This is a genomic window from Pontixanthobacter aestiaquae (assembly GCF_009827455.1).
Taxonomy (GTDB): domain Bacteria; phylum Pseudomonadota; class Alphaproteobacteria; order Sphingomonadales; family Sphingomonadaceae; genus Pontixanthobacter; species Pontixanthobacter aestiaquae.
Genome location: NZ_WTYZ01000001.1, coordinates 2,163,931 through 2,186,601, shown reverse-complemented (window position 1 = coordinate 2,186,601; position 22,671 = coordinate 2,163,931). Strand labels below are relative to the sequence as shown.

At 58.9% G+C, this 22,671-nt stretch carries 21 protein-coding genes and 1 pseudogene; 14 read left to right on the top strand and 8 right to left on the bottom strand.

Annotated features, from left to right (window positions below):
* The first annotated feature begins 138 nt into the window (after nucleotides 1-138).
* Complete coding sequence (locus GRI35_RS10465; protein WP_328598434.1) at nucleotides 139-2,367, top strand: CHASE2 domain-containing protein; 2,229 nt, start codon at nucleotides 139-141, stop codon at nucleotides 2,365-2,367.
* A gap of 12 nt (nucleotides 2,368-2,379) precedes the next feature.
* Here the strand turns inward: GRI35_RS10465 and GRI35_RS10460 are convergent, their stop codons facing one another.
* Together GRI35_RS10460 and GRI35_RS10455 are read right to left on the bottom strand one after the other, a co-directional pair.
* Complete coding sequence (locus GRI35_RS10460; RefSeq protein ID WP_160614111.1) at nucleotides 2,380-3,288, bottom strand: FecR family protein; 909 nt, start codon at nucleotides 3,286-3,288, stop codon at nucleotides 2,380-2,382.
* The gene (locus GRI35_RS10455; RefSeq protein WP_160614110.1) at nucleotides 3,288-3,665 is read right to left on the bottom strand and encodes a hypothetical protein; all 378 of its coding nucleotides are present in this window, start codon (nucleotides 3,663-3,665) and stop codon (nucleotides 3,288-3,290) included. The genes GRI35_RS10460 and GRI35_RS10455 overlap by 1 nt, the downstream gene beginning before the upstream one ends.
* Before the next feature lie 200 nt (nucleotides 3,666-3,865).
* Here GRI35_RS10455 and GRI35_RS10450 point away from each other — a divergent pair, with 200 nt between their 5' ends.
* The 6 genes and pseudogenes from GRI35_RS10450 (at nucleotide 3,866) to GRI35_RS10420 (ending at nucleotide 10,360) form a co-directional block, all read left to right on the top strand.
* Nucleotides 3,866-4,606 (top strand): outer membrane protein assembly factor BamD, encoded by a 741-nt coding sequence (locus GRI35_RS10450; RefSeq protein WP_407985167.1) that lies wholly within the window; start codon nucleotides 3,866-3,868, stop codon nucleotides 4,604-4,606.
* 27 nt (nucleotides 4,607-4,633) lie between these two features.
* Nucleotides 4,634-5,281: pseudogene (locus GRI35_RS10440) on the top strand (DUF2461 domain-containing protein).
* A 73-nt stretch (nucleotides 5,282-5,354) separates the two neighbouring features.
* Nucleotides 5,355-7,019, top strand: coding sequence for a DNA repair protein RecN (gene recN / locus GRI35_RS10435; RefSeq protein WP_160614858.1), 1,665 nt, complete (start codon nucleotides 5,355-5,357; stop codon nucleotides 7,017-7,019).
* Nucleotides 7,020-7,116: 97 nt separating this feature from the next.
* The gene (gene ligA / locus GRI35_RS10430; protein WP_160614857.1) at nucleotides 7,117-9,231 is read left to right on the top strand and encodes an NAD-dependent DNA ligase LigA; all 2,115 of its coding nucleotides are present in this window, start codon (nucleotides 7,117-7,119) and stop codon (nucleotides 9,229-9,231) included.
* 41 nt (nucleotides 9,232-9,272) lie between these two features.
* Nucleotides 9,273-9,836, top strand: coding sequence for a phage tail protein (locus GRI35_RS10425; protein ID WP_160614106.1), 564 nt, complete (start codon nucleotides 9,273-9,275; stop codon nucleotides 9,834-9,836).
* A gap of 32 nt (nucleotides 9,837-9,868) precedes the next feature.
* Entirely contained in the window at nucleotides 9,869-10,360 is a 492-nt protein-coding gene (locus GRI35_RS10420) for a CinA family protein (RefSeq protein WP_160614105.1), read from the top strand.
* 1 nt (nucleotide 10,361) lies between these two features.
* On the opposite strand, the gene GRI35_RS10415 is transcribed toward GRI35_RS10420, so the two are convergent.
* The 5 genes from GRI35_RS10415 to GRI35_RS10395 form a co-directional block, all read right to left on the bottom strand.
* Complete coding sequence (locus GRI35_RS10415) at nucleotides 10,362-11,033, bottom strand: SDR family oxidoreductase (protein WP_160614104.1); 672 nt, start codon at nucleotides 11,031-11,033, stop codon at nucleotides 10,362-10,364.
* A gap of 75 nt (nucleotides 11,034-11,108) precedes the next feature.
* Nucleotides 11,109-12,011 carry a 50S ribosomal protein L11 methyltransferase gene (locus tag GRI35_RS10410; RefSeq protein WP_160614103.1) on the bottom strand — a complete coding sequence of 301 codons (903 nt, stop codon included), beginning with the start codon at nucleotides 12,009-12,011 and terminating at the stop codon, nucleotides 11,109-11,111.
* On the bottom strand, nucleotides 12,001-13,038 hold the full coding sequence (gene bla / locus GRI35_RS10405; RefSeq protein WP_235900188.1) for a subclass B3 metallo-beta-lactamase: 1,038 nt from the start codon (nucleotides 13,036-13,038) through the stop codon (nucleotides 12,001-12,003). The genes GRI35_RS10410 and bla overlap by 11 nt, the downstream gene beginning before the upstream one ends.
* Nucleotides 13,016-13,312, bottom strand: a complete 297-nt coding sequence (locus GRI35_RS10400) for a GIY-YIG nuclease family protein (protein ID WP_160614102.1) — start codon at nucleotides 13,310-13,312, stop codon at nucleotides 13,016-13,018. The genes bla and GRI35_RS10400 overlap by 23 nt, the downstream gene beginning before the upstream one ends.
* A gap of 53 nt (nucleotides 13,313-13,365) precedes the next feature.
* Entirely contained in the window at nucleotides 13,366-14,076 is a 711-nt protein-coding gene (locus tag GRI35_RS10395; protein ID WP_160614101.1) for an SDR family NAD(P)-dependent oxidoreductase, read from the bottom strand.
* 106 nt (nucleotides 14,077-14,182) lie between these two features.
* Between GRI35_RS10395 and sdhC the strand changes: the two genes are divergently transcribed.
* The 6 genes from sdhC to GRI35_RS10365 all read left to right on the top strand — a co-directional run bounded on the left by sdhC (nucleotide 14,183) and on the right by GRI35_RS10365 (nucleotide 20,849).
* Nucleotides 14,183-14,617 carry a succinate dehydrogenase, cytochrome b556 subunit gene (gene sdhC / locus GRI35_RS10390; RefSeq protein ID WP_160614855.1) on the top strand — a complete coding sequence of 145 codons (435 nt, stop codon included), beginning with the start codon at nucleotides 14,183-14,185 and terminating at the stop codon, nucleotides 14,615-14,617.
* 11 nt (nucleotides 14,618-14,628) lie between these two features.
* On the top strand, nucleotides 14,629-15,069 hold the full coding sequence (gene sdhD / locus GRI35_RS10385) for a succinate dehydrogenase, hydrophobic membrane anchor protein (RefSeq protein WP_160614100.1): 441 nt from the start codon (nucleotides 14,629-14,631) through the stop codon (nucleotides 15,067-15,069).
* A gap of 1 nt (nucleotide 15,070) precedes the next feature.
* Nucleotides 15,071-16,912 (top strand): succinate dehydrogenase flavoprotein subunit, encoded by a 1,842-nt coding sequence (gene sdhA, locus GRI35_RS10380; RefSeq protein ID WP_160614099.1) that lies wholly within the window; start codon nucleotides 15,071-15,073, stop codon nucleotides 16,910-16,912.
* 375 nt (nucleotides 16,913-17,287) lie between these two features.
* Entirely contained in the window at nucleotides 17,288-18,706 is a 1,419-nt protein-coding gene (creD, locus tag GRI35_RS10375; protein WP_160614098.1) for a cell envelope integrity protein CreD, read from the top strand.
* Between the two features lie 248 nt (nucleotides 18,707-18,954).
* Complete coding sequence (locus GRI35_RS10370) at nucleotides 18,955-19,287, top strand: BlaI/MecI/CopY family transcriptional regulator (protein ID WP_202390647.1); 333 nt, start codon at nucleotides 18,955-18,957, stop codon at nucleotides 19,285-19,287.
* On the top strand, nucleotides 19,284-20,849 hold the full coding sequence (locus GRI35_RS10365; RefSeq protein ID WP_160614096.1) for a M56 family metallopeptidase: 1,566 nt from the start codon (nucleotides 19,284-19,286) through the stop codon (nucleotides 20,847-20,849). Before GRI35_RS10370 ends, GRI35_RS10365 begins: the two co-directional genes overlap by 4 nt.
* Before the next feature lie 75 nt (nucleotides 20,850-20,924).
* Here the strand turns inward: GRI35_RS10365 and ypfJ are convergent, their stop codons facing one another.
* On the bottom strand, nucleotides 20,925-21,791 hold the full coding sequence (gene ypfJ, locus GRI35_RS10360; protein WP_160614095.1) for a KPN_02809 family neutral zinc metallopeptidase: 867 nt from the start codon (nucleotides 21,789-21,791) through the stop codon (nucleotides 20,925-20,927).
* Between the two features lie 116 nt (nucleotides 21,792-21,907).
* Here ypfJ and GRI35_RS10355 point away from each other — a divergent pair, with 116 nt between their 5' ends.
* Nucleotides 21,908-22,663 (top strand): 3-hydroxybutyrate dehydrogenase, encoded by a 756-nt coding sequence (locus tag GRI35_RS10355; RefSeq protein WP_160614094.1) that lies wholly within the window; start codon nucleotides 21,908-21,910, stop codon nucleotides 22,661-22,663.
* Nucleotides 22,664-22,671: the final 8 nt, after the last annotated feature.

The following is a 22,671-nucleotide window of genomic DNA, read 5'->3' as shown; positions in this document are numbered from 1 at the left end:
CCGTTAGGCGTAGCCAAGCCTGCGGATGCAGGCGCCCGGCGCTTGAGGGCAAAAACAAAAGACTCCGGCGACTGAGAGGCCAAACAAACGACTCTTCTCCCCTTGCACCACCGCACCATGGAGTGCATCCCTGAACAGGTGAGAGGGACCTTCAAACCAGGTGCGCCGCTATTGGCGGGGCTTGCTGTCGTCGCGGCTGTGGCGGCGTTGCAGTTTGCGGCGATACCGGGGTTCGACCGGGCGGGCCTGATGGTGTTCGACACCTATCAGCGCGCGGCTCCGCGGCCGTATGAGGATGCGGCGGTGCGGGTCGTCGATATTGACGAGGAATCGATCGAGCGGCTCGGCCAGTGGCCTTGGCCGAGGACAGAGATCGCGCGGCTGACCGATACGCTGGCCGAGGCGGGCGCGGCGGCGATTGCGTTCGATATGGTGTTCTCCGAACCCGACCGCACCTCACCCGCGAAAGTCGCCGAGCAGCTTGCCGCAGAGGAGGGCAACGCGGCGCTGGTGACGGCGCTGTCCCGCCTGCCCAGCAATGATGCGGTGTTGGCGGATAGCTTTCTGCTGTCGCCCGTCGTCGGCGGATATTTTCTGCTGCAGGAAGAGCGCGGGCGGGCGCTGGATTTGCCATCCGGAATGGCGTGGCTGGGGACGCCGCCCGCGATGGTCCAGCCGGATTACCAGGGATCGGTGCAATCGCTGCCCGAGTTGCAAGGATCGGTCTCCGGCCTGGGCTCGCTGAGTATCAATAAGGGTGAGGACGGTGTCGTCCGCCGCGCGCCGCTGCTGTTTTTCCATCGGGGCGAGCTGGTGCCATCGCTCTCGCTCGAGGCCTTGCGGGTGGCGCAGCAGGCGGAGTCGATATTGATCACCACCAGCGATGGCAGCGGCGAAACACGCGGCGCGCCGGGTGCGGTGGTGTCGGTGAAAGTGGGCGATTTCGAAGTGCCGACCAATGCCGAGGGCGAACTTTGGTCGCAGTTTACCGAGCCTGTACCAGGCAGGACCGTGCCAGCGTGGCAGGTACTCTCGCCGGATATCTCTGCCCAGAAAAAAGCAGAGCTGTTCGGCGGACAGATCATCTTTGTCGGAGCAAGTGCCGCGGGTCTTCGCGATGTCGTGGCGACTCCCGGAGACGACCGCGTGCCAGGCGTGATGGTCCATGCCCAAGCCGCCGAGCAAATGATCCTGGGGTGGTTTCTCGAACGGCCCGACTGGGCGCGCGGCTTGGAATTCTTCGTGATCATCCTGCTCGGCGGGGCCCTCGCGTTGATCCTGCCGAAAGTTGGCGCGGTGTCGGGCGCCATAATCGGCCTCAGCGGTACCGCGACCGTTGCAGGCGGAAGCTGGATCGCATTCGATCAATGGAAGTATTTGCTCGACCCGACCTATCCGATTCTCGCGCTGGTGCTGGTTTATGCTTTGCAGACGCTGCTCAGCTTCCGGCAAGAGGAGCAGCAGCGCGCCTATATCCACGACGCGTTCGACCGCTACCTCTCGCCCGAAATGGTGCGCCAGATCGCCGCCAATCCGGACAAGCTCCAACTGGGCGGCGAAGAGCGCGAGATGACGGTCCTGTTCTGTGATATTCGAGGCTTTTCGAAGATATCTGAGCAGTATGAACCGCATGAAGTGATCAACTTTCTGACCGGTTTTCTCACTCCGATGTGCGACATTCTGCTTGAGCGCAAAGCGACGGTCGACAAGTTTATTGGTGACGCAATTCTCGCCTTCTGGAACGCGCCGCTCGATGATCCGGACCAGTTTCGCAACGGAGCGCGCGCAGCCCTGCAAATGACCGCAGCCCTTGATCAGCTCAATCGCGATATGCCGGACAAGGCCAATCAAATCTGGCCAGACAATGTCGGCATCGGCATCGGTATGAATGCCGGCCTATGCTGCGTCGGCAATATGGGATCGGAGCAACGCCTGTCGTATTCGCTGATTGGCGACACGGTGAATATCGCGTCGCGGTTTGAAGGCCTGACCAAGCAATATGGCGTAAAGATTTTAATCGGCAGCGCGCTTGCACAGCAGCTCGGCGGTTTTGCCCTGCTTGAACTCGACCGTGTCAAAGTGGTTGGCCGGGATGCGCCTGATACAATCTATGCATTGCTTGGCGATGAAGACGTGGCGTCGAATGGCTCTTTCACCGAGCTCGTAGAAGGTCACACCGCATTCTTGAGCTTATATCGCGAACAAGACTGGTCAGCTGCGATCGCCACACTGGATCGCTTCAGCGCCCGCTACGAACAGCTCGGTCTATCCGCGCTATGCCAAACCTATTTCGACCATATCAAAGGTCTCGCGGACAGCAATTTGCCCGCCAATTGGGATGGCACATTCGAGGCCACGCAGAAATAGCGGACCGACCGTTTAGCAAACGCCCGCCGGGTTGTTCGGATTGTCGCAATTGGTCGGTGTGCTACTTGTCGGATTATTCGGATTGGCATCGTCGTCGTCGCCATTGGTCAATATGAGCAGACCGACACCGGCCGCGATGACACCCGGAACGATCTTCTCTAGCAAGCCGCCATTGTTGGCGTTGGTTACACGCGGTGATAGCTCTTCTTGAAGCTTCGTGAGGCCACCAGCCGATAGACGGAACGGGCCAATCGGCGGTGCACCGGGACGCGGGATATAGGCTGCGAGGGTAGGCTGATCGAGGACCACCGTCTTGCCCGCTGCAGTAACATCGGCGAGGCCGACCGTCAGTCCGCCACCAGTATTCGAACCGGGGCCTCTCAGCACCACGAGAGTCGCGGCTTTCTTGTCGCTCTTTACACCGTCGAGAAAAGGTTCGTCCTTGGCGATCTTGACCGCCTCCTTGCCCACGATGCCGTCCAGCGCGGTGCCGCGGATGCCAATGGTGCCGACAGGCGAATTGATAGTCGCTTTGGAATTGCCCGTCTTACGGCCTGACATGAAGCGGAACGCGCCTTTGGTCACGGTGGAGGTCGACGTCCGGCTCTTGCCGGGATCATAGACAAAGCGGTCGATCGTCAGTCGGGCTTTGGATCCGATCGTCAGAGTTGATCGGTCAAGCAGCAATATCTGGAGCTTGCTGTTGCCTTTGGTTTGTAACGTGTCGCCCCAAGCAAGCCGCGCGCGGCGCGCGATCTTCGTAGGCTTGGTGATAGTCGCGTTGCTGATGCGGACATCGCCCGCCACCAGCGCCGCGATGCCAACGCGCACGGGCGCAGAGGCTGCGGGTGAGGCCGCCACACACAGCGCGGCGAGCGCCAAAAATAGCGTTCTCGGCGAGAGGGTTTTGAGGACTGCCATTAATTGTCCTCCCCTGACAGAGTGCAGATTGTCGTTGCCTGCTGCCACGTTTCTTCGGGGAAGTGCTTCCTCTTCAGCTTTGCCACTTCGGCTGCCCCGCCGGCTTGATCGTCGATCCGGCACAGATATACCGCATGCAGAAGGCGCGCGGACTGTGATTTGGGGTGGTTGGCCAATACACGTTCGAGTGTGCCAATCGCCTCCAGAAACTCGCCGCGCCCGGCCTGCTCCTGCGCCAATTTTATGCCCGCCGCTTCATCTTGGGTGATCTCGGCCAAGGCATCGAGCTCTTCCAGAGTTTCGGCAGTGATGGGCGTGGCGATGACGGCGCAGCCAATCACGGCAAGCGGCAATACGAGGCGATTGAATTTGTTCACGTGACCCTCCGACCTAAGGTCCGGTTGGTAGCAGTTTAAGGGGAAACCACCAAACGCAGCTGCAGATCGTTCGATGAGAGATGAAAACCGTCAACCTTCACTTGGCGTTCAGCGAGTGGCTGGCTATAGGCATTTCCATGATCAAGACTTCACGCACTTCGCGCCCGCTCATTCTTGCTTCCAGCCTTCTCGCCAGCACAATGCTGCTTGGCGGGTGTGCCTCGCTTGGCGGCGGTGGCGGTGATGGTGCCGACACAGCCTATATCGCGCGCGATGTGGAGACGCTGTATTTCAGCGCGAAGGACCGGCTTGATCGCGGCAATGCGCCTCTTGCGGCGGCTCTGTTTGACGAGGTTGAGCGCCAGCATCCCTATTCGCCATGGGCCCGCCGCGCGCAGTTGATGAGCGCGTTCAGCTATTATGTGGGCCGTGATTACAACAAGTCGATCGCGAGCGCGCAGCGCTTTCTGTCGATCCACCCGGGCAACAAAGATGCACCCTATGCCTATTACCTGATCGGGCTCAGCTATTACGAGCAGATCAGCGATGTGACGCGCGACCAGAAAATTACCGAGCAGGCGCTGGCCGCGCTGACCGAAGTCAATCGCCGTTTCCCGACAACGGAATATGCCGCCGATGCGCGGCTGAAGCTGGACCTTGTGAATGACCACTTGGCGGGCAAGGAAATGGAAATCGGGCGCTATTACCAACGCTCGGGCCGCTGGCTCGCCGCGCAGATCCGCTTCCAGAATGTTATCGACACCTATCAAACCACCAGCCACGCGCCGGAGGCTCTCTATCGCCTGACCGAAAGCAGCCTTGCTTTGGGCGTTCCGGCAGAAGCCAACAAATACGCCGCTGTTCTGGGGGCCAACTATCCCGGCAATGAGTGGTACGAAAAGGCTTACGAGCTGATTCAGGACGAATCACCCGACGCTTGATCGGCAACCGGTAGAAGGAGCCCCGCAATGCTGAGCCCCGACACCGTATCCTTCCTGCGAGACCTTGCCGCGAACAACAATCGCGAATGGTTCAAAGCGAATCCGCAGCGCTACAAAGAAGATTTGAAAGTTCCGGCCGAGATTTTCGCCGACGCCTTGGCGTCCGAAATCGGCTAGGCCTTGGACGCCGAAATGATTTTCAAAGTGTTCCGCATCCACCGCGATATACGTTTCTCGAAAGACAAAACGCCCTACCAAACCTATTTGCGGATTGTGGTTTCCGAGGCCAATCGGGCCGCCGATCACCCGAAATGGATGATGGGACTGGATCAGGACAGACTGACCATTGGCCTGGGCACGTTTGCTTGGGAAAAGCCTACTCTGGCCCGCTACCGGGAATGGATGGATAGCGAGAAGGGTGACGCTCTGGCGGAAATGCTGGCAGAGCAACTCGCCGATGGTGCGCGGCTTGGCCCCGCTGATCTGAAACGGGTTCCGCCGCCATATGATGCCGAGCACCGCCATGGCGATCTGCTGCGCTATAAGGGCCTGACCGTGTGGTTCGACCATGAAGATCATGCGCCTGCCTTCGGTCCCGACGGGCCGCGCAACACCGCCGAATCTTTGCTCCGTTTCCGTCCGGTGCATGACTGGTTCGCGCGGCTGGCAGCCTGACTCCTGACTTAACCTGTCAATAGGGCGCGCAGGGGTAATGACGTGCGCGGAGGACTGCGATAAGGTTCATGCGATGCTTACCCAGCTTTCCATCCGTAACATCGTATTGATCGAGGCGCTGGACCTGCAATTTGCGGGTGGCCTTGGCGTGCTGACGGGTGAGACGGGTGCGGGTAAATCGATTCTGCTCGATGCGCTGGGGCTGGTTCTGGGCAATCGCGCCGATATGGGCCTGATCCGCGCGGGCGAGGAACAAGCGAGTGCAACGGCCACGTTCGAATTTGCGAAACTGCCCGATGCTCTGCGCGAAGTGTTGGACGATGCCGAGGTCGAGATTGAACCGGGCGAACCACTGATCCTGCGCCGCCGGCTCAAGGCCGATGGCGGATCAAAGGCGTTTGTGAATGACCAGCCTGTCGGCGTGGCGCTGCTGCGCGCGATGGCGGGGGCGTTGGTCGAGCTGCACGGGCAGCATGATGATCGCGGTCTCGTCAATCCGCGCGGCCACCGGATGCTGCTGGATCGCTATGCTGATGCGAATGTCGATGCGGTGGCAAAGGCTTGGGCGGCTTGGCGTGAGGCGGACGCGAAACTGGCGGAGGCAAAAGCCTCCATCGTGCAGGCCAAGGAAGACGAAGATCTGCTGATCGCGCATCTGGCGGAATTGGTGGAGCTGCAACCGGTAGAGGGAGAGGAAACCCACTTGGCGGGTCTGCGCTCCGACATGCAGAAGGGCGAACGGTTGCAGGGTGAGCTGGAGGATCTGCGCAAGGTCTGGGACGGTTCGAAATCACCGCTTGCTTCCTTGCGTAGCGCTGCGCGCAAGCTGGAGCGGATTGCCGAAGAGCACGAATTGCTCGCCGGTGCTCTGGAATCGCTCGACCGCGCGGTGATCGAAGCGGGCGAGGCGGAGGACAAGCTGACCGAGGCGGGTTATCAACTGACGCATGATCCGGCGGCGCTCGACGATGCAGAAACGCGGCTGTTCGAACTGCGCGCGGCGGCCCGGAAACACCGGTGCGAGGTGGACGCTCTGCCTGCACTGATGCTGGACATGCGCGCGCAACTGGACGCAATCGAAGGCGGCGAAGCGGGTGTTGGCGCGCTGGAGAAAGCCGCCAAGGCCGCGCGTGAGGCGTATGAGAGCGAAGCGAAAGCGCTGCACGACAAGCGCACCAAAGCGGCGGCGAAACTGGACAAGGCGGTTGCAGCTGAACTGGCGCCGTTAAAACTGGATGCGGCGAAATTCCAAACGCAGGTAGAGGCTCTGCCCGAAGACCGCTGGGGTGCCAGCGGGATGGACGGCGTGGAATTCCTCATCTCCACCAATCCGGGCGCGCCCTTTGCACCGCTCAACAAGATTGCCTCAGGCGGTGAGCTGTCGCGCTTTATCCTGTCGCTGAAAGTGGCACTGGCCGAACAAGGCGGCGCGGCAACGGTGATCTTCGACGAAATTGACCGCGGCGTCGGCGGTGCCGTGGCGAGCGCGATCGGTGACCGATTGGCACGACTGGCCGATGGCGGGCAATTGCTGGCGGTAACCCACTCACCGCAAGTGGCCGCACGCGGCGGGCAGCATTACATGATCGCGAAATCCTCCGAGGGCACCGTAACACGCACTTCCGTACGATTGCTAAGCGATATCGAACGCAAAGAAGAAATCGCGCGGATGCTGAGCGGCGCGGAAACAACCGATGAGGCTAGAGCGCAGGCGGATCGATTGTTGGAGGGGGTGTGATTTGACCTTGCGCCGCAGCCAGCATCGCCCCCAAACCCCCTCGTCTAAAGAAGAGGGGGCTTAAGTGGTCTCCGAAGCCCAAGCCGCCAATGAACTTATGCGCCTTGCCAAGCAGATCGCGCGGCATGACGAGCTGTATCACGCCAAGGATGCGCCCGAAATCTCGGATCAGGAATATGATGCGTTGCTGCGCCGCAATCGCGAGTTGGAGGAGGCGTTTCCGCATCTTGTTCGCGCGGATAGTCCGTCGAAGAAAGTCGGCCATGCGGTCGCGGCGTCTCCGCTGAGCAAGGTGACACATGAGGTTCGGATGATGAGCCTCGACAATGCGTTTAACGATGAAGAAGTCGGCGAATTTGTCGCGCGGGTGCGGCGCTATCTGAACCTGTCCGAAGATGAGCCGATGGCGTTCACGGCGGAGGACAAGATTGACGGTCTGTCTTGCTCGCTGCGCTATGAGCACGGCAAGCTGGTCCGTGCCGCCACGCGCGGTGACGGGCAGGTGGGTGAGGACGTGACGCCCAATGTCGCGCATATTCCCGACATCCCGCAGCAACTGCCCGATGACGCGCCCGAGGTGTTCGAAATTCGCGGCGAGGTGTATATGTCTCGCGCCGATTTTGCTGCACTCAATGCTGCGCAGCAAAAAGTGGAGGGCAAGCTGTTCGCCAACCCCCGCAATGCCGCCGCCGGATCGCTGCGCCAGAAGGATGCGAGCGTCACCGCGAAACGTCCGCTGAAATTCTGGGCGCATGGCTGGGGCGATGCTTCCGAAGTGCCCGGCGAAACGCAGGAAGAGATGGTGCGCACGCTGGAGGCGTGGGGCGTTCCCGTATCGCCGCTGTTTGCGCGGTTTGAAACGCTGGACGCGATGCTGGCGCATTACGAAAAGATCAACGCCGAGCGGCCTGACCTGCCGTATGAAATTGATGGCGTGGTGTACAAGGTCGACCGGCTCGACTGGCAGAAACGCCTTGGTTTTGTGACCAAGTTCCCGCGCTGGGCCATCGCGCGCAAATTCCCGGCGGAACAGGCGGAGACGACGCTGGAGGCGATCGATATTCAGGTCGGGCGGACAGGCAAACTCACACCGGTTGGGCGGCTTGCTCCGGTGCTGGTTGGCGGTGTAACGGTCACCAATGTGACGCTACACAATAAGGACGAGATTGCGCGGCTTGGCGTGCGTCCGGGGGACCGCGTTCAAGTCCAGCGCGCAGGTGATGTGATCCCGCAAGTGGTCGAGAATCTGACGCGTGATGTAGAGCGCGAACCGTACGTCTTTCCCGAGCGCTGCCCCGAATGCGATAGCGAGGGTGTCGCCGAAGAAGGCGAAGTCGATGTGCGCTGCACCGGGGGGCTGATCTGCCCTGCGCAGCGCACCGAGCGGCTCAAACATTTCGTCAGCCGCGGCGCGCTGGATATTGACGGGCTCGGCGAGAAAACCATCGACCAGTTCTTCGCGCTCGGCTGGCTGGAAAGTCCCGCTGATATTTTCCGCCTGCATCTGCGGAAAGATGACATTCTCGCGCTGGAAGGGTGGCAGGATAAGTCTGTGGAGAAGCTGTTGGCTTCTGTGGAAGACAAGCGAGAGCCGGATGCCGCGCGGTTGCTGTTCGGGCTGGGTATTCGGCATGTCGGTGCGGTAACAGCACGGGATTTGCTGAAGCATTTCCATACGCTGGAAGCACTCAGAGAGGTTGTGGAACGCGCCTCTCCCCGTCCTCTTCCGAGGAGCGGGCCGGGGAGTGGTGTTGAAGCCAAGAACGACGCGGTCGCTTCGGCACCACCCCCAACCCCCTCCTCTGGAGAGGAGAGGGCTTTGGAAGCCCGAGCCGAGTTGACCGACATCGATGGGATTGGCAGCGCAGTCGTCGAAGCACTCGGCGACTTTTTCCATGAAGATCACAACGTAGCCGTGTGGGAAGACTTGCTGAGCGAAGTCAGCCCACCGCGTTATGAAGTCGAAACGCTGGACAGTCCCGTCGCGGGCAAGACAGTCGTATTCACCGGAAAACTTGAGACCATGAGCCGTGATGAGGCCAAGGCGCAGGCCGAACGACTAGGCGCGAAAGCCTCCGGATCAGTCAGTGCCAAAACCGATTTGCTGGTCGCCGGGCCGGGAGCAGGCAGCAAGCTCAAGAAAGCCGAAACACTCGGCATCGAAGTGATCGACGAGGCAGGTTGGGCCGAAATTGTAAAAGCGGCCGAGTAGTGGTCTAAAAAGTGCGTTGCAGCGAGGGATCGAGACAGGATATGAACAACAGCACCGAATTTCCCAAGGCGACCTACCGGTATGATCCCTATCGCAGCCACAAATTCCGGCTGAAATGGGATGGTGAATATGTAGCCGGCTTTTCAAAGGTCAGCGCTCTTTCCCGAAGCGTCAATGTCGTCACACATCGTTCGGGCGGTGATCCTTCGGTTTCACGGCAGATGCCCGGTCAAAGCGAGTATCCGGCGATCACGCTAGAGCGCGGTGTGACGCATGATCCAGCGTTCGAACAATGGGCCAACAAGGTTTGGGACTATCATAATTCCGCCCACGATGATGAGCCCCAAGGGACGAGCAATAAGGACGTTTCTCTCAAGGACTTTCGCAAAGATGTCGTTCTGGAATTGTATAACGAAGCGGGCCAGAAAGTGATGGCCTATACCATTTTCCGCTGTTGGCCGTCCGAATTTGCGGCGCTCCCCGAGATGGATGCCGATGGCAATGCGGTGGCGATATCGAGGTTGAAACTCGAGAACCAAGGCTGGGAGAAAGATACGTCCATCGCCCAACCGTCCGAACATAGCTTTAACAAGCCTTCGAGTTAGTGAAAGAAGCTGCATATAATGAACAGTCTCGAATGAGTCTGGAAAAGCTTCACCCGCAGGCACTTCGCATCGCTGGTTTGTTGCGCGAGCGTGGTGAGAAAGTCGCGGTTGCCGATGGGGCTACGGGCGGTCTTATTGCGGCGTCGTTATTGACGGTACCGGGCGCGTTGGAGTTCTTTGTCGGCGGCGGTGTCGTCTATTCCTTGCGCGCGCGTGATGTGCTGTTCGACCAACCGCGCGAAGCCTATAAGGGCATGCGCGGGGCGAGTGAAGATTACGCACTGCTCCAGGCGCGATCTATCCGTGACAACTTTGATGCTGGGTGGGGACTAGCCGAAAGCGGCTCGGTTGGCGGGAGCAAACATCCCACTGGTGCAGCTGCCGGACGGAGCTGCGCTGCGGTCGCCGGACCACAGGGCGCATGGTCGCAGATCACCGAAACTCATTGCGAGGACCGGATCGCCAATATGTGGGCGTTCAGCGCAGCGGCGCTTGCTCATTTCGAACGGTGCCTGATGCGTTAGTTCAATCGTTTGGCATCAGGTGGATTTCATGCACAGCCGAAGTGTCCGGCTGGCTCAGCGCAAAGACAACGGCGTCTGCTACATCTTCGGGCTGCAGCTTGTCCGGTTTGGGTTCGTCAAAAAATTCCGTGTTGACCATGCCCGGCGAGATCACCGTGCACCGGCCGCCCCATTCGCGCATTTCTTGCGCCAGATTACCCGCGAAACCATGCACGAACCACTTCGTAGCCCCGTAAATTGAGCCCTTAAGATGATCGCGCCCTGCTTTCGATCCGGTGACGACAAAGTGCCCGTTTGTTTTTCGTAGCTCCGGCAGAGTGGCATGCGCTGTGTACAGCACCGCCAGGATATTGATGTGAATCATATCGTGCCATTCGTCCGGGTCACCATTCTCGGTTCCAGCTTTGCTGACGCCTTTGCCTGCGTTCGCGAAGACTGCGTCAAGCGCGCCGAATTTTGCGATTGTCCGGGACACGGCTGTTGTCAGTGCGCCACGGTCTGTCACGTCGCATTCGATGGGAAGCGCGGCGTCGCCGATATCGGATGCCAATGCCTCCAACCGGTCTGCCGAACGAGCCAACAGGGCAACGTTCCACCCTGCCTTGGCAGCGGCTTTTGCAGTCGCTGCGCCGATACCGCTTGAAGCGCCGGTGATGAGGAGTGTCTTGGTCATGGTTCTCTCGCATTTGGAATGGTTTCGATACATTCAACCAAGTCACGAGAGTGATTGCGGTTCCGCGATTTGGTCTCAGCGTTTCCGCAGCCACAAGATTGACCAGTCGCCATTGACCAGCCGTTTGGCGAGGCGGAAGCCTGCTTTGCGATAGGCGCGGCGGACTGAGGGCTCTTGCTCGGTCAATAGGCCTGCCAGCAGGACGTGCCCGCTCGGTGGAACCGAAACGGCGAAGTCAGGCGCTAATTCGACCAGTGGTCCGGCGAGAATATTGGCGATCAGCAGATCATACGGCCCGCGCGCTTGCAGCAGCGGGTCGTTCATCCCGTCGGCGACAACCATGGTCAGTTCGCCCGCGCGGTGACCCATTGTGAAGATATTGGCCGCCGCATTATTCTCCACCACTTGGGTGCATACCGGATCAATATCGCTGGCAGTGGCGAGCGCAGAGGGCCACAGATCAAGCGCGGCAAAGGCGAGCAGGCCGGTGCCCGTGCCGATATCTGCGATGTTACGAGCGGTCACGCCGGTTCGTTTCATCAGCGTCAGCATCGCGAGGCATCCTGCGGTCGTCTCATGCTGGCCGGTTCCGAAAGCCTGGCTGGCCGGGATGGTCAGGCTGGTGAAGCCGGGTTCGGTGCTGGCCGGATATTCAGGCGTATGGACATAAAACCGGCCAGCATTGATCGGCTCGACGCCGTGCTGGCTGAGCGTGAGCCAATCCTGATCTTCAAGTTCTTCCGTTTGGAGCTCGGGAGGGTTGACCGCGAACAACCGCCTGATCGCGGTCTTGTCAGCCTGCCTTGGCCGTCGTGGCAGCCATGCTTCGAGTTTCCAGTCGTTCGGCATTTGCGCGTCTATCTCACAGCCGGAAAGAACCATGTCGTGATCCCAGTCACACGCATCCTCATGCGCGAGCAGAGCATTCTCTACCGCCGACTTGTCCGCGAAGGCAGTTAACTTCCAGCTATTTGGCATTAGGCTGTACGCCTTCCTTGGCTAAGCGTTTCTTGATGTCTTGTATTTTGCCGGTGGCATAATCAGCGCAGGCCGTGGGTTCGATCATATTGTTATTGCGCATGCGTTTGAGCATGCGGCTGTGCGACGGGTGCGGGGTGATCAGGATATCGCAATCAACACGCGCCAGTTTCTCGATGCCTGCATAGTAGGCAGCGAGATAGTCAGGATTCTCGCCGAACCTATAGTCGTCTTTGCTCACCGGGCTGAGGCTGTCGGCATACACGATGTTCAAGCACACATCGCCCTCGCAGCTGTTCCATTGCCAGCTAAGCGCGCCGGGAGAATGGCCGGGCGTGCTGATGAATGTCATGTCTTCCACAGGCGTGTCGGTTGTGAAATCCCCGGTCAATATTTTGGAGACGATCACCGGCTCCATCGGATCGTGCATCCCGGCTTGCGGGTCGGCTTCTGCTGTGACGCCGCTTTCGAGAACTTTGGCGGCTTCGGGTGAGGCAAAGATTTGCGCGCCAGTTTGCTCGCGCATCCACGCAAAGCCGCCAACGTGATCGAAATGCTCGTGGCTATGCAGAATGACCGCAACGTCCTCCAGTTTGAAGCCGAGTGTCTGGATATTGGCCGCAACGACTTCAGCGCCTTTCCGCGTACCGGTGTCGATCAGGACATGACCCTCACCGCCGGTGATCAGGATCGCACCAATCCCGCAGGTGCCGACGTAATATGTGTTGCCGTTAATTTTGAAAGGCGGGGCGGGCTTGTCCCAGTCGTCCCAAGGCTTGCAGGCTTCGACGAATGGGAGGAATTCGGCGGGCGTGGCTTTTAGGAATTCCGCGTCCTTTGATGCGCCGGGATATGGCAACCAACTGGAACCGTCGCTGATGCTCTCAGCTGCGTTTGAGGCGGCTTGCGCCTGAGGCTGCGTGGTGCATGACGCTAACGAAATGCAGACGAGGGCAATCAATAGCCCGTCATTCCCGCGGAGGCGGGAATCCAGCTTCTTGAAGCTAAACGTCGATGAGGTGGTCAAAGCGATCCTCCCAATCGGGATTCTGTTCTTCGATCAGCCTAATTTTCCACTCTCTGTTCCACTTCTTGATCTGCTTTTCTCGGGCAATTGCCTCGTCGATTGAATCACAGTGTTCCGCAAAGACCAAGCGATCACAACCGTATTTGCCGGCAAACTTTGATCCGGTTCCGTCGCGGTGCTGCATCGTTCTTTGCGAAAGGCTGCCGGTTACGCCAATATAGATTGTTCCGCGATAGCGGTTCGTGACGATATAGACCCAGCGGCCTTTGGACATTTTAGTTCCTGCAAAGAAGCTGGATTCCCGCCTCCGCAGGAATGACGGAAGGTTTACCGGACATAGCTGGCTCCATTGGCGTCCAGTGTCGCGCCGGTCAGGCTTTCGGGAGCATCAAGTGCGCAATACACAGCGATACTCGCGATTTCCTCCGGCTCAGCCACGCGGCCTAGCGGTATGTCGGCGAGCAATCCTGCGCCGCCGCGGCTTTCCAGATAGTCGCCTGCCATTGCGGTATCGGTGAAGCCGGGCGTGATGGCGTAGCTGCAAATGCGGTCTTTCGCATAAGCGCGCGCGATAGTTTTGTGCATTGCCAGCATTCCGCCCTTTGCGGCTGCGTAGTGCCAATGTGCGGGACTGTCGCCGCGATGGCCCGCGCGGCTCGCAATGTGTACGATCCTGCCAGCGACGCCGCGCTCCTGCCAATGGCGCACGGCGAAGCGCGATAGCTGTGCGGATGCGGTGAGATTGATCCGCAGGGTTTCTTCCCAACCGTTTAGCCATTCGTCGTCCGATGCATCCAGTGCAGTCGCCGAAAACAGGCCGGCATTGTTGATCAGTACGTCGATTGCACCGCCCGCGCGGTCGAGCGCCTCTGCCCATAATTGCCCCGGTGCCGTAGGGTCGGACAGATCTGCGCCAATGGTCGCATCATCATGGGCTTTGGAAGCATGGCCGATCACTGTCGCGCCGCGTTCTTCAAGCGCTGTCTTGATTGCCGCGCCGATGCCGCGGCTTGATCCGGTAAGAAGGATGTTTCTCATGCAAACGCTATCCGCAAATTTGCATCATAAGTCCACGCTACGCGCCTTGTTTCATGCACATATTGCGCTAAGGGAGGGCTTCAAACAGGGACTACCGGATAGCTTTATGTCGAACAGACCACTTTCACCGCATCTATCAATCTGGAAATGGGGTCCGCATATGCTGACCTCCATCCTGCACCGCGTATCGGGCGACGGGATGGCGATTGCCGGATTGGCTGTGTTATTATGGTGGCTTGGCGCAATTGCGAGCGGTCCCGAAGCCTACGCAACTTTCCAAAGCTGGATGTGGGCGGATCTGGGCGCGCTGACATGGAGCGGGGCCGAGATATTGTATTCGATCATCAAGATCATCCTGAAGCTTGTCGTGATCGGTCTGAGCTGGGCGTTCTTCAATCATTTGTGCAGCGGCCTTCGCCACTTCGTGCTGGATGTCGGCGCAGGGTACGAGCTGGACGCAAACAAAATGTGGTCCATCGCCAGCCCGATTATCGCCATTTTGCTGACTGCCGGCTTCTGGGCCGCAATCCTGTATCTCTGAGGAAATAGACCATGGGTAACGGAACCTCTCTAGGGAAAGTGCGCGGGCTCGGCTCGTCGCATGAGGGCGCGCATCACTGGCTGGTTCAGCGCTTTACAGCCATCGGCAATGTGGTGCTGACCATCTGGTTGGTCGCGTCTATCCTGATGCTGCCTGATATGTCGTACGGGACGTGGAGCGCGTATCTTTCAGGCGCGGTGCCCGCGACCGCCATGGTCCTGCTGATTATCTGCGTGTTCTGGCATGCGCATCACGGATTGCAGGTGCTGATCGAGGATTATGTCCACACTGCCGGCAACAAGTTTGCCGCGCTGGCGCTGCTCAATCTGGCGGCAATCGGCGGTGCGGCTGCCGGGATCTTTTTTGTTGTGCGGATCGTAATGACTGCGCAGGGCGATGCGGCTGCCGAGGGCGCACTTGCCGAACTTCAAAATTCAATGGGAGCCCGCTAATATGAGCGCGTCCGAAGCGGGTAACACGCCTGCCTATAAGATTATCGATCATCTGTATGACGCCGTCGTTGTGGGTGCAGGCGGCTCCGGCCTCCGTGCAACCATGGGTAGCGCGGAAGCGGGCCTGAAGACCGCCAACATTTCCAAAGTCTTCCCCACGCGTTCGCACACGGTTGCTGCCCAAGGCGGCATTGCTGCTTCGCTGGGCAACAACACGCCGGATCACTGGTCGTGGCACATGTATGACACCGTGAAGGGTTCCGACTGGCTCGGTGACCAGGACGCGATCGAGTATCTCGTTCGCGAAGCGCCGCAGGCGGTTTATGAGTTGGAGCATGCAGGTGTTCCGTTCTCGCGCAATGAGGACGGCACTATCTATCAGCGTCCGTTTGGCGGTCACATGCAGAATATGGGCGAGGGCCCTCCGGTCCAGCGGACCTGTGCAGCGGCTGACCGTACCGGTCACGCTATGCTGCATGCGCTGTACCAGCAAAGCCTGAAATATGACGCGGATTTCTTTATCGAATATTTCGCGCTCGATCTGATCATGAATGAAGGCCGCTGCGTCGGCGTGATTGCGATGTGTCTGGACGATGGTTCGATCCACCGTTTTCGTGCGCAAAGCGTCGTGCTGGCAACCGGCGGCTATGGCCGTTGCTATTACACGGCCACTTCCGCGCACACATGCACCGGCGATGGCGGCGGCATGGTGCTGCGCGCTGGTCTGCCCTTGCAAGACATGGAATTCGTGCAATTCCACCCGACCGGCATTTACGGCGCGGGCGTTCTCATCACCGAGGGCGCACGCGGTGAGGGCGGTTATCTGACCAACTCCGAAGGTGAACGCTTTATGGAGCGCTATGCTCCGTCGGCGAAAGATCTCGCATCGCGCGATGTCGTGTCGCAATCCATGGCGAAGGAAATGCGCGAAGGGCGCGGCGTTGGCGCTGATGGCGACCACTTGCATCTCCATCTCGACCATATCGACCCGAACGTGCTGGCCGAACGCCTCCCCGGCATTACCGAGAGCGGAAAGATTTTCGCCAATGTCGATCTGACACGCGAGCCTCTGCCGGTCACTCCGACGGTTCATTATAATATGGGTGGCATTCCGTGTAATTATCATGGCGAAGTTGTCACGATCGGCCCCGATGGTAATCCCGATACAGTTGTGCCGGGTCTGTTTGCTGTTGGTGAAGCGGCCTGTGTCTCGGTCCATGGCGCGAACCGGCTCGGCTCGAACTCGCTGATCGATCTGGTTGTCTTTGGCCGCGCAACCGGTCACCGCCTGAAGGAAATCACGAAAGCTGGCGCCGCACAGCCCGATCTGCCGAAAGACAGCGCTGACATGGCGTTGGGCCGTCTCGACCATTTCCGTTTTGCCGATGGCGCTTCACCAACCGCCGAGATCCGCAGCGACATGCAGAAAACGATGCAGAAGCACTGCGCCGTGTTCCGTAATGACGAGCTGCTGAATCAAGGCGTTGATCTGATCGCTCAGGCGAATGGCCGTCTCAAAGATGTGAAGGTTTCCGACCGCTCGTTGATCTGGAATTCGGACCTGATCGAAACGCTGGAACTCGATAATCTGATGGCGCAAGCAGCGGTGACGATGAGCTCTGCCGCAAACCGCAAAGAAAGCCGCGGTGCGCACGTCAATGAGGATTACTTCGACGAAAAGACCAACGGTCGAAATGACAAGCAGTGGATGAAACATACCGCAGGCTGGTTCGAAGGCTGGGGCGGCCAAGGCGGCGATGTCAAAATCGATTACCGCCCGGTCCACGAATATACGCTCACCGATGATGTCGAGTACATCAAGCCGAAGAAGCGGACGTACTGATCAGTTGAAGTTCAAGCACTGAAGCGCCCCTTCGAAAGAGTATCATGGGCCGACATCGACGGATGTAGCGGTTTGTGTACTGGCAAGAGTCTAGGACTGTCCGCCTGACGTGCAGCTCAATCTTATTGCGTCAGTGGCCGACCATTGCGATCCACTAGCAAGTAATCGGCCGATTGACGCCGTGCACTGCTGGATTCCTCAAGTGCCGAGTTCGACCACTGCTGGTCAGTGGGTTACTCGCTGAGCCGATCCTATCAGCGCAACGTATGTCTGCCTCTCTCCCGACAGCCTTGCGCCAACCAACCTCAGTTACCATTCACAAAATATTCAGTTCGCCGCTCACAATGCACGTTTCACCGTACATAGGAGGTTGGAATGAAGCGTGATCGAAGTCCTGGGGTGAAGCTGTTCTTGGCAGCGGCCATTGGTGCAGTTTTGCTGGTGCCGTTGATAATGGTCTACGCGCTGGTGAGTGATCGGGAGGCACAGTCACGTACCGCGCAGGCGTCTATCACAGCGGGTTGGGGCGGAGAACAGACCGTGACGGGGCCGGTGCTGGTGATTCCGTATAATAGCCGCTCGGTCCAGACTGAAACCGTTGATGGCAAACAGGTCACGCGCGCGATCGATGTTAGGCGCGAATTGTTTCTGTCTCCGCTCAAGCAGAGCATCGAAACCGATCTGCAGCCCGACGTAAAGCAATATTCGATTTATCGTTCGGTGATCTATCGGTCGGATATGACGGGGACGGCCAGTTTCGTCCTGCCAAGCGATCTGGATCGTGGCGGGGTGACGCGCGATCAGCTGCTGTTCGATCAGGCGGAACTGCGCTTTGGCGTATCCGACCCGCGCGGCCTAACCGATGGCACAACTGTGCGCGTCGGCAATGAAGTGCAGGAACTCCATCCCGGTAATGGCCCGGCCAGCACAAATGGCTCGGGCTTTTCCACGGCGGTTGAGTGGGACGGCACCGAAGCGCTGGCAGTGAACTGGCAATACGGCTTGCGCGGCAGTCGCTCGATTGCATTGATCCCACGTGGCGGCGAAACCGAATGGACAGTCACATCACCATGGCAGCACCCCAGCTTCAAAGGCGATTTCCTACCCGATAATCGCGGTGAAGAAGCGGATAACACCGAGGGATTCACAGCAAATTACGGCGGCATCACCAATCTTGCTTTGGGCGAGTCTCTGGTAAATTTAAGCGATGCACCGGCACCGATTGTGGATGATATCCATGGCCGCACTGTCATCGACTATGCGCCTGCTGTTTCCGAACGTGCGTCCACGAAATATGCGTCTATCCGCCTGATCGAGCCGGTCGATCTCTACAGTCAGGTTGATCGCTCGGTGAAATATGGATTCCTGTTTATCGGCTTTACCTTCGCCTGCTTCTTCATGTTCGATGTGGTTGCCGGGGCGCGCGTTGCTGCGGCAGAATATTTGCTGACGGGCATCGGACTGGTGCTGTTCTTCGTTATGCTGCTGGCATTTGCCGAAGTGATCGGTTTCGCTTGGGCGTATATCGTGGCGAGTTTCGCGATGATCGGATTGCTGACATCCTATAGCGCGGCCGTGCTGGGCGGTTGGCGGCGCGCGGCAATGATCGGCGGGATGCTGACCGGGCTGTATATAACGCTTTATGTCTTGCTCAGTCTGGAAGCGTGGTCACTGATGATTGGATCGGTACTGCTCTTCGTGGCTCTGGCAGCGGTGATGTACGCAACGCGCAACATCGATTGGTCGGGTTTGACCGGACAGGACAATGAGGAGAGCTTTGCCGAGGCAAGCTGACCCAGACACTAATGCTTTTGACCGGGCGGGGGAGCAATAGCTTCTCCGCCCGATTGGTTTGGGCCGTTCTTACCAAGTCAATATATTGTCTGACGAGTGACAGGGACCGTTCATCCACGCTTCATGTTTACATCCGTAGTCGTGGTGCCTACAGACGTAATCGTATTGATTGCTCATGAGCCGGGGAGGGCTTTGTGTCCAAGTCAGACAATTCGCCAGACCGTATCAGTGATGCCGAACATGCGGTGATGGAGGCGCTGTGGCAGCGCAGTCCGCTGACCGCATCGGAAGTATGCGACGAAGTATGCGAGAAGCGTGGATGGTCGCTCGCAACGGTGAAGACATTGCTCAGCCGGTTGGTGGCGAAGAACGCCATTGCAACCGAGCCTGATGGTCGCCGCTTTCTCTATTCGCCGCTGCTCGAACGTGCTGATTATACCGGTTCGGAATCGCGCCGTTTGGTGGACCGGCTGTTCGGTGGTCGCGCTGCGCCGCTTTTTGCGCAACTGGCCGAAGCCGAAGCGCTTACCGATGATGATATCGCCGAGATAGAAGCTCTGTTGAAGGAGCTGCGCAAATGACCACTTGGCTGTTCGATACGCTCGTCTGGACCGCGGCGCTGATTGCCTTGGTGCTTGTCATTCGCCGTCCGGTCGCCCGCTATCTGGGCCCGAAATTTGCCTATGCATTATGGGCAATCCCGCTGCTGCGCCTGATCCTGCCGCCGCTCACACTACCTGCATGGCTCGCGCCTGCGCCTGAAACGGTCGGGGAGGCTGGCCTGACAGTCATTGTGACCGAGGGCGTGGTTGGTGCACCTGAAAATGCAGGCGTGGTTACCGCCAGCACCCCCATAGACTGGGCGCTGATTGCTTCTGTCGTCTGGCTTCTCGGAGCCGCTGCATTTTTGGCGATCCGCTTCACCAATTACTTCCGCATGCGGGCAGAATTGCTCGAAGATGCCTATCCGGTTGGTGAGGCCCAGGGTGTCCGTCTGGTGGAAACGCCTGCGACCAACTCGCCAATTGCGTTTGGTGTGTTCGACAAGGTCGTCGCATTGCCTGAGGGCTTTATGGTGATGTCTGACAAGACCGAGCGCGATTTGGCGCTGGAGCATGAATTATCCCACCACAAGGCGCATGATCTGTTCGCCAATTTTGCCGCGCAGCCGCTGTTTGCGCTGCACTGGTTCAACCCGCTCGCCTGGTATGGCTGGCGCGCAATGCGCCGTGATCAGGAAGCTGCCTGCGATGCCCGCGTGATTGCAGCGCGCGGCAGTGAAGAGAGGGCCGCTTACGCCAATGTCATTGCCAGTTTCGCGACCGGCCCCAATGCCGCTCCGAAACTCGCCCTAGCTGCCCCGATGGCGTGTCCTGTCATCGGAGAGAAGTCCATAATCCATCGTTTGAGGAGCCTAACTATGTCCGATATTTCCCCCCGCCGGAAGCTCGCTGGCCGCGCGCTGATTGGTGCCGCTATACTGGCCCTGCCATTGACCGCGTCGATCTCCTACGCAGAGTCCATGACGACGCCGAATTTGCCGCCAGCGGCTGCTACGGCGCCCAAGGCTCCTATGCTGTCGAGCGGTGTAGCCGTGCCGGCACCACCGGCACCGCCAGCTGCTCCATTTGCCCTGCAGGCAGCACCAGAGGCGCCCGACGCTCCTGAAGCAGCCGAAAGCGAAACGCGCGTCTACGTGATCGAGAACGAACGCGAAGGTGAGGATGGCAAGAAATATAAGAAAGTTAGCAAGCACAGCGTCGTTGTGAAGAATGGCGAAAAACTGTCCGAAGAAGAGCGCGATGCCATGATGAAGGAGCTTCGTGAGGAGCTTGCCGAAGTCGATGTCGAAATCAGGGAAGCGATGGAAGAAGTCCGTGTCGCGACGATCGAAATGGACCAGAACGGCACCAGGACCAAGATCAAGACAACCTGCAAGAACGGCAAATCGGGCGAGACCGTCAGTTCAGACGGCACCCGCACGGTTCATGTCTGCACCAGTGAAGTGATGGCGCAGGCGCTGACCGGCATCAAAGAGGCACGCAAAGCGATTGCGAACGATCCCGACATGGCACCGGACATGCGCGCCGAAGTTCTGCGGGCACTCGACGAGAAAATCGAAAATTGGGGTAAAGACGGCTAATCTAGCCCTCCGTTTTTACAGCCGAGGAAGGCGGGGATGTGCGACTGTCCCCGCCTTTTCTTTTGTGTGCCTTGCTTAGCGCAGCTCCACGATCCGGTCGCATTGTGTGTCATCGGCAGAATCGAGCCCCAGCTTCAGTGCCTGCATACGCTGCTGGCTGGTACCATGCGTGAAGCTCTCCGGATTGACCCGCTGACCTGCATTGCGCTGCAGCGTGTCATCACCGATCGACGCCGCTGCGCGGAGGCCTTCCTCCATATCGCCAGGCTCGATCAGATTACGGTTTTTGCCTGCCCATACGCCAGCATAGCAATCCGCCTGCAGCTCCATCAGAACCTGCAACTGGTTCGATGCCTGCGGGCGTTGCTGCTGCAAGCTGCGGATCTGCGCTGCGACACCGGTCAGTTTTTGGATGTGGTGGCCATATTCATGCGCAACCACATAGTACCGCGCGAAATCGCCGCCTGCGCCCAATTGCTGTTTCATGGTGTCGTAAAAACGCGTGTCGATATAGATGCCTTCATCGGCCGGGCAGTAAAACGGCCCCATTGCACTGGACGCAGCGCCGCAACCCGTGCGCATCCGCCCTGCCATAAAGGTCAGCGTTGGTTGACGGAAGGTAACCCCCGCACGCTGAAAGACCGGCTGCCAGGTTTCGTTGAGCGAACCGAGAGCGTTGCAGGTCTCCAGCGCATATTGGTTCGATGTGCACAGTTCTTCTTCGGTTTGCGCACCGGCTTGCCGTTCGATCTGCTGGCCCTGTTCCTGCCCGCCAATTGCGCCGATAGTTTGCATGGGATCGACCCCGAAAACCAATGCGGCGATGATGGCTATGACAATCGTACCGCAACCCACTTTGCCGCCTCCGCCACCCGGAAATCTGCTGCCTCCACCGCCGCCACGGACGTTGATGCTGTTCGTATTAAACCGGTTCAGCCGCATATTCTTTCCCTCCGAATCGGCTCAGCGATGCCGATAATTCTTGCGTGAAGCCAACGATGCCCGCAAATGATGCGCTACGCAAAGGTCCTGTTTATCAATCAAATCTGGAGTACTCCATGTCTCTTTCCGGCAAGCGCGCGCTCGTCACCGGTTCCACGTCAGGCATCGGGCTCGCTATTGCGCGCGCCCTGAGCGCTGAAGGTGCGCAGGTCGTCCTCAACGGTTTTGGCGATGAGGCAGAAATTGCTGCGCTGTGCGAAGAGCTGGGCGCGACGCATGTCGGTGCCGATCTGATGACGCAGGAAGGCTGCGAACGATTAATGGAAGAGGCGGGTGCGGTCGATATTCTGATCAACAATGCCGGAATGCAATTTGTCTCTCCGATAGAGGATTTCCCGGTCGACAAATGGAGCGCAATCATTGCGCTTAACTTGACCGCTGCTTTCCACACGACGCGGCTTGCCGTGCCCGCGATGAAGGAAAAGGGTTGGGGCCGAATTATCAATACCGCCAGTGCCCATTCCAAAACTGCCTCACCGTTCAAGAGCGCTTACAACGCGTCGAAACACGGCATCGACGGCTTCACCAAGACCGTTGCGCTGGAACTCGCGCAGACCGGCGTGACCGCCAATTGCATCAGCCCCGGCTATGTGTGGACGCCGCTGATCGAGGGGCAAATTCCCGACACGATGAAAGCCCGCGGACTGAGCGAAAAAGAGGTCATCAATGATGTCCTGCTCGCCAAGCAACCAACCAAAAAATTTGTCCAGCCTGCCGAAATTGGCGCATTGGCCGTGTTCCTGTGCCGGGAAGAGGCGGGCAATGTCACCGGTGCCAATTGGAGCATCGATGGTGGGTGGACTGCCGGATAGGTGTGGGC

Excerpts from the sequence above, each read along its gene's own strand:
- GRI35_RS10460 (WP_160614111.1), bottom strand. The coding sequence starts at position 3,288 with ATGGCAGTCCTCAAAACCCTCTCGCCGAGAACGCTATTTTTGGCGCTC.
- GRI35_RS10450 (WP_407985167.1), top strand. The coding sequence starts at position 3,866 with ATGCTGCTTGGCGGGTGTGCCTCGCTTGGCGGCGGTGGCGGTGATGGT.
- recN (WP_160614858.1), top strand. The coding sequence starts at position 5,355 with ATGCTTACCCAGCTTTCCATCCGTAACATCGTATTGATCGAGGCGCTG.
- ligA (WP_160614857.1), top strand. The coding sequence starts at position 7,117 with ATGCGCCTTGCCAAGCAGATCGCGCGGCATGACGAGCTGTATCACGCC.
- GRI35_RS10425 (WP_160614106.1), top strand. The coding sequence starts at position 9,273 with ATGAACAACAGCACCGAATTTCCCAAGGCGACCTACCGGTATGATCCC.
- GRI35_RS10420 (WP_160614105.1), top strand. The coding sequence starts at position 9,869 with ATGAGTCTGGAAAAGCTTCACCCGCAGGCACTTCGCATCGCTGGTTTG.
- GRI35_RS10415 (WP_160614104.1), bottom strand. The coding sequence starts at position 11,033 with ATGACCAAGACACTCCTCATCACCGGCGCTTCAAGCGGTATCGGCGCA.
- GRI35_RS10410 (WP_160614103.1), bottom strand. The coding sequence starts at position 12,011 with ATGCCAAATAGCTGGAAGTTAACTGCCTTCGCGGACAAGTCGGCGGTA.
- GRI35_RS10400 (WP_160614102.1), bottom strand. The coding sequence starts at position 13,312 with ATGTCCAAAGGCCGCTGGGTCTATATCGTCACGAACCGCTATCGCGGA.
- GRI35_RS10395 (WP_160614101.1), bottom strand. The coding sequence starts at position 14,076 with ATGAGAAACATCCTTCTTACCGGATCAAGCCGCGGCATCGGCGCGGCA.
- sdhC (WP_160614855.1), top strand. The coding sequence starts at position 14,183 with ATGTCGAACAGACCACTTTCACCGCATCTATCAATCTGGAAATGGGGT.
- sdhD (WP_160614100.1), top strand. The coding sequence starts at position 14,629 with ATGGGTAACGGAACCTCTCTAGGGAAAGTGCGCGGGCTCGGCTCGTCG.
- sdhA (WP_160614099.1), top strand. The coding sequence starts at position 15,071 with ATGAGCGCGTCCGAAGCGGGTAACACGCCTGCCTATAAGATTATCGAT.
- creD (WP_160614098.1), top strand. The coding sequence starts at position 17,288 with ATGAAGCGTGATCGAAGTCCTGGGGTGAAGCTGTTCTTGGCAGCGGCC.
- GRI35_RS10370 (WP_202390647.1), top strand. The coding sequence starts at position 18,955 with ATGGAGGCGCTGTGGCAGCGCAGTCCGCTGACCGCATCGGAAGTATGC.
- GRI35_RS10365 (WP_160614096.1), top strand. The coding sequence starts at position 19,284 with ATGACCACTTGGCTGTTCGATACGCTCGTCTGGACCGCGGCGCTGATT.
- ypfJ (WP_160614095.1), bottom strand. The coding sequence starts at position 21,791 with ATGCGGCTGAACCGGTTTAATACGAACAGCATCAACGTCCGTGGCGGC.
- GRI35_RS10355 (WP_160614094.1), top strand. The coding sequence starts at position 21,908 with ATGTCTCTTTCCGGCAAGCGCGCGCTCGTCACCGGTTCCACGTCAGGC.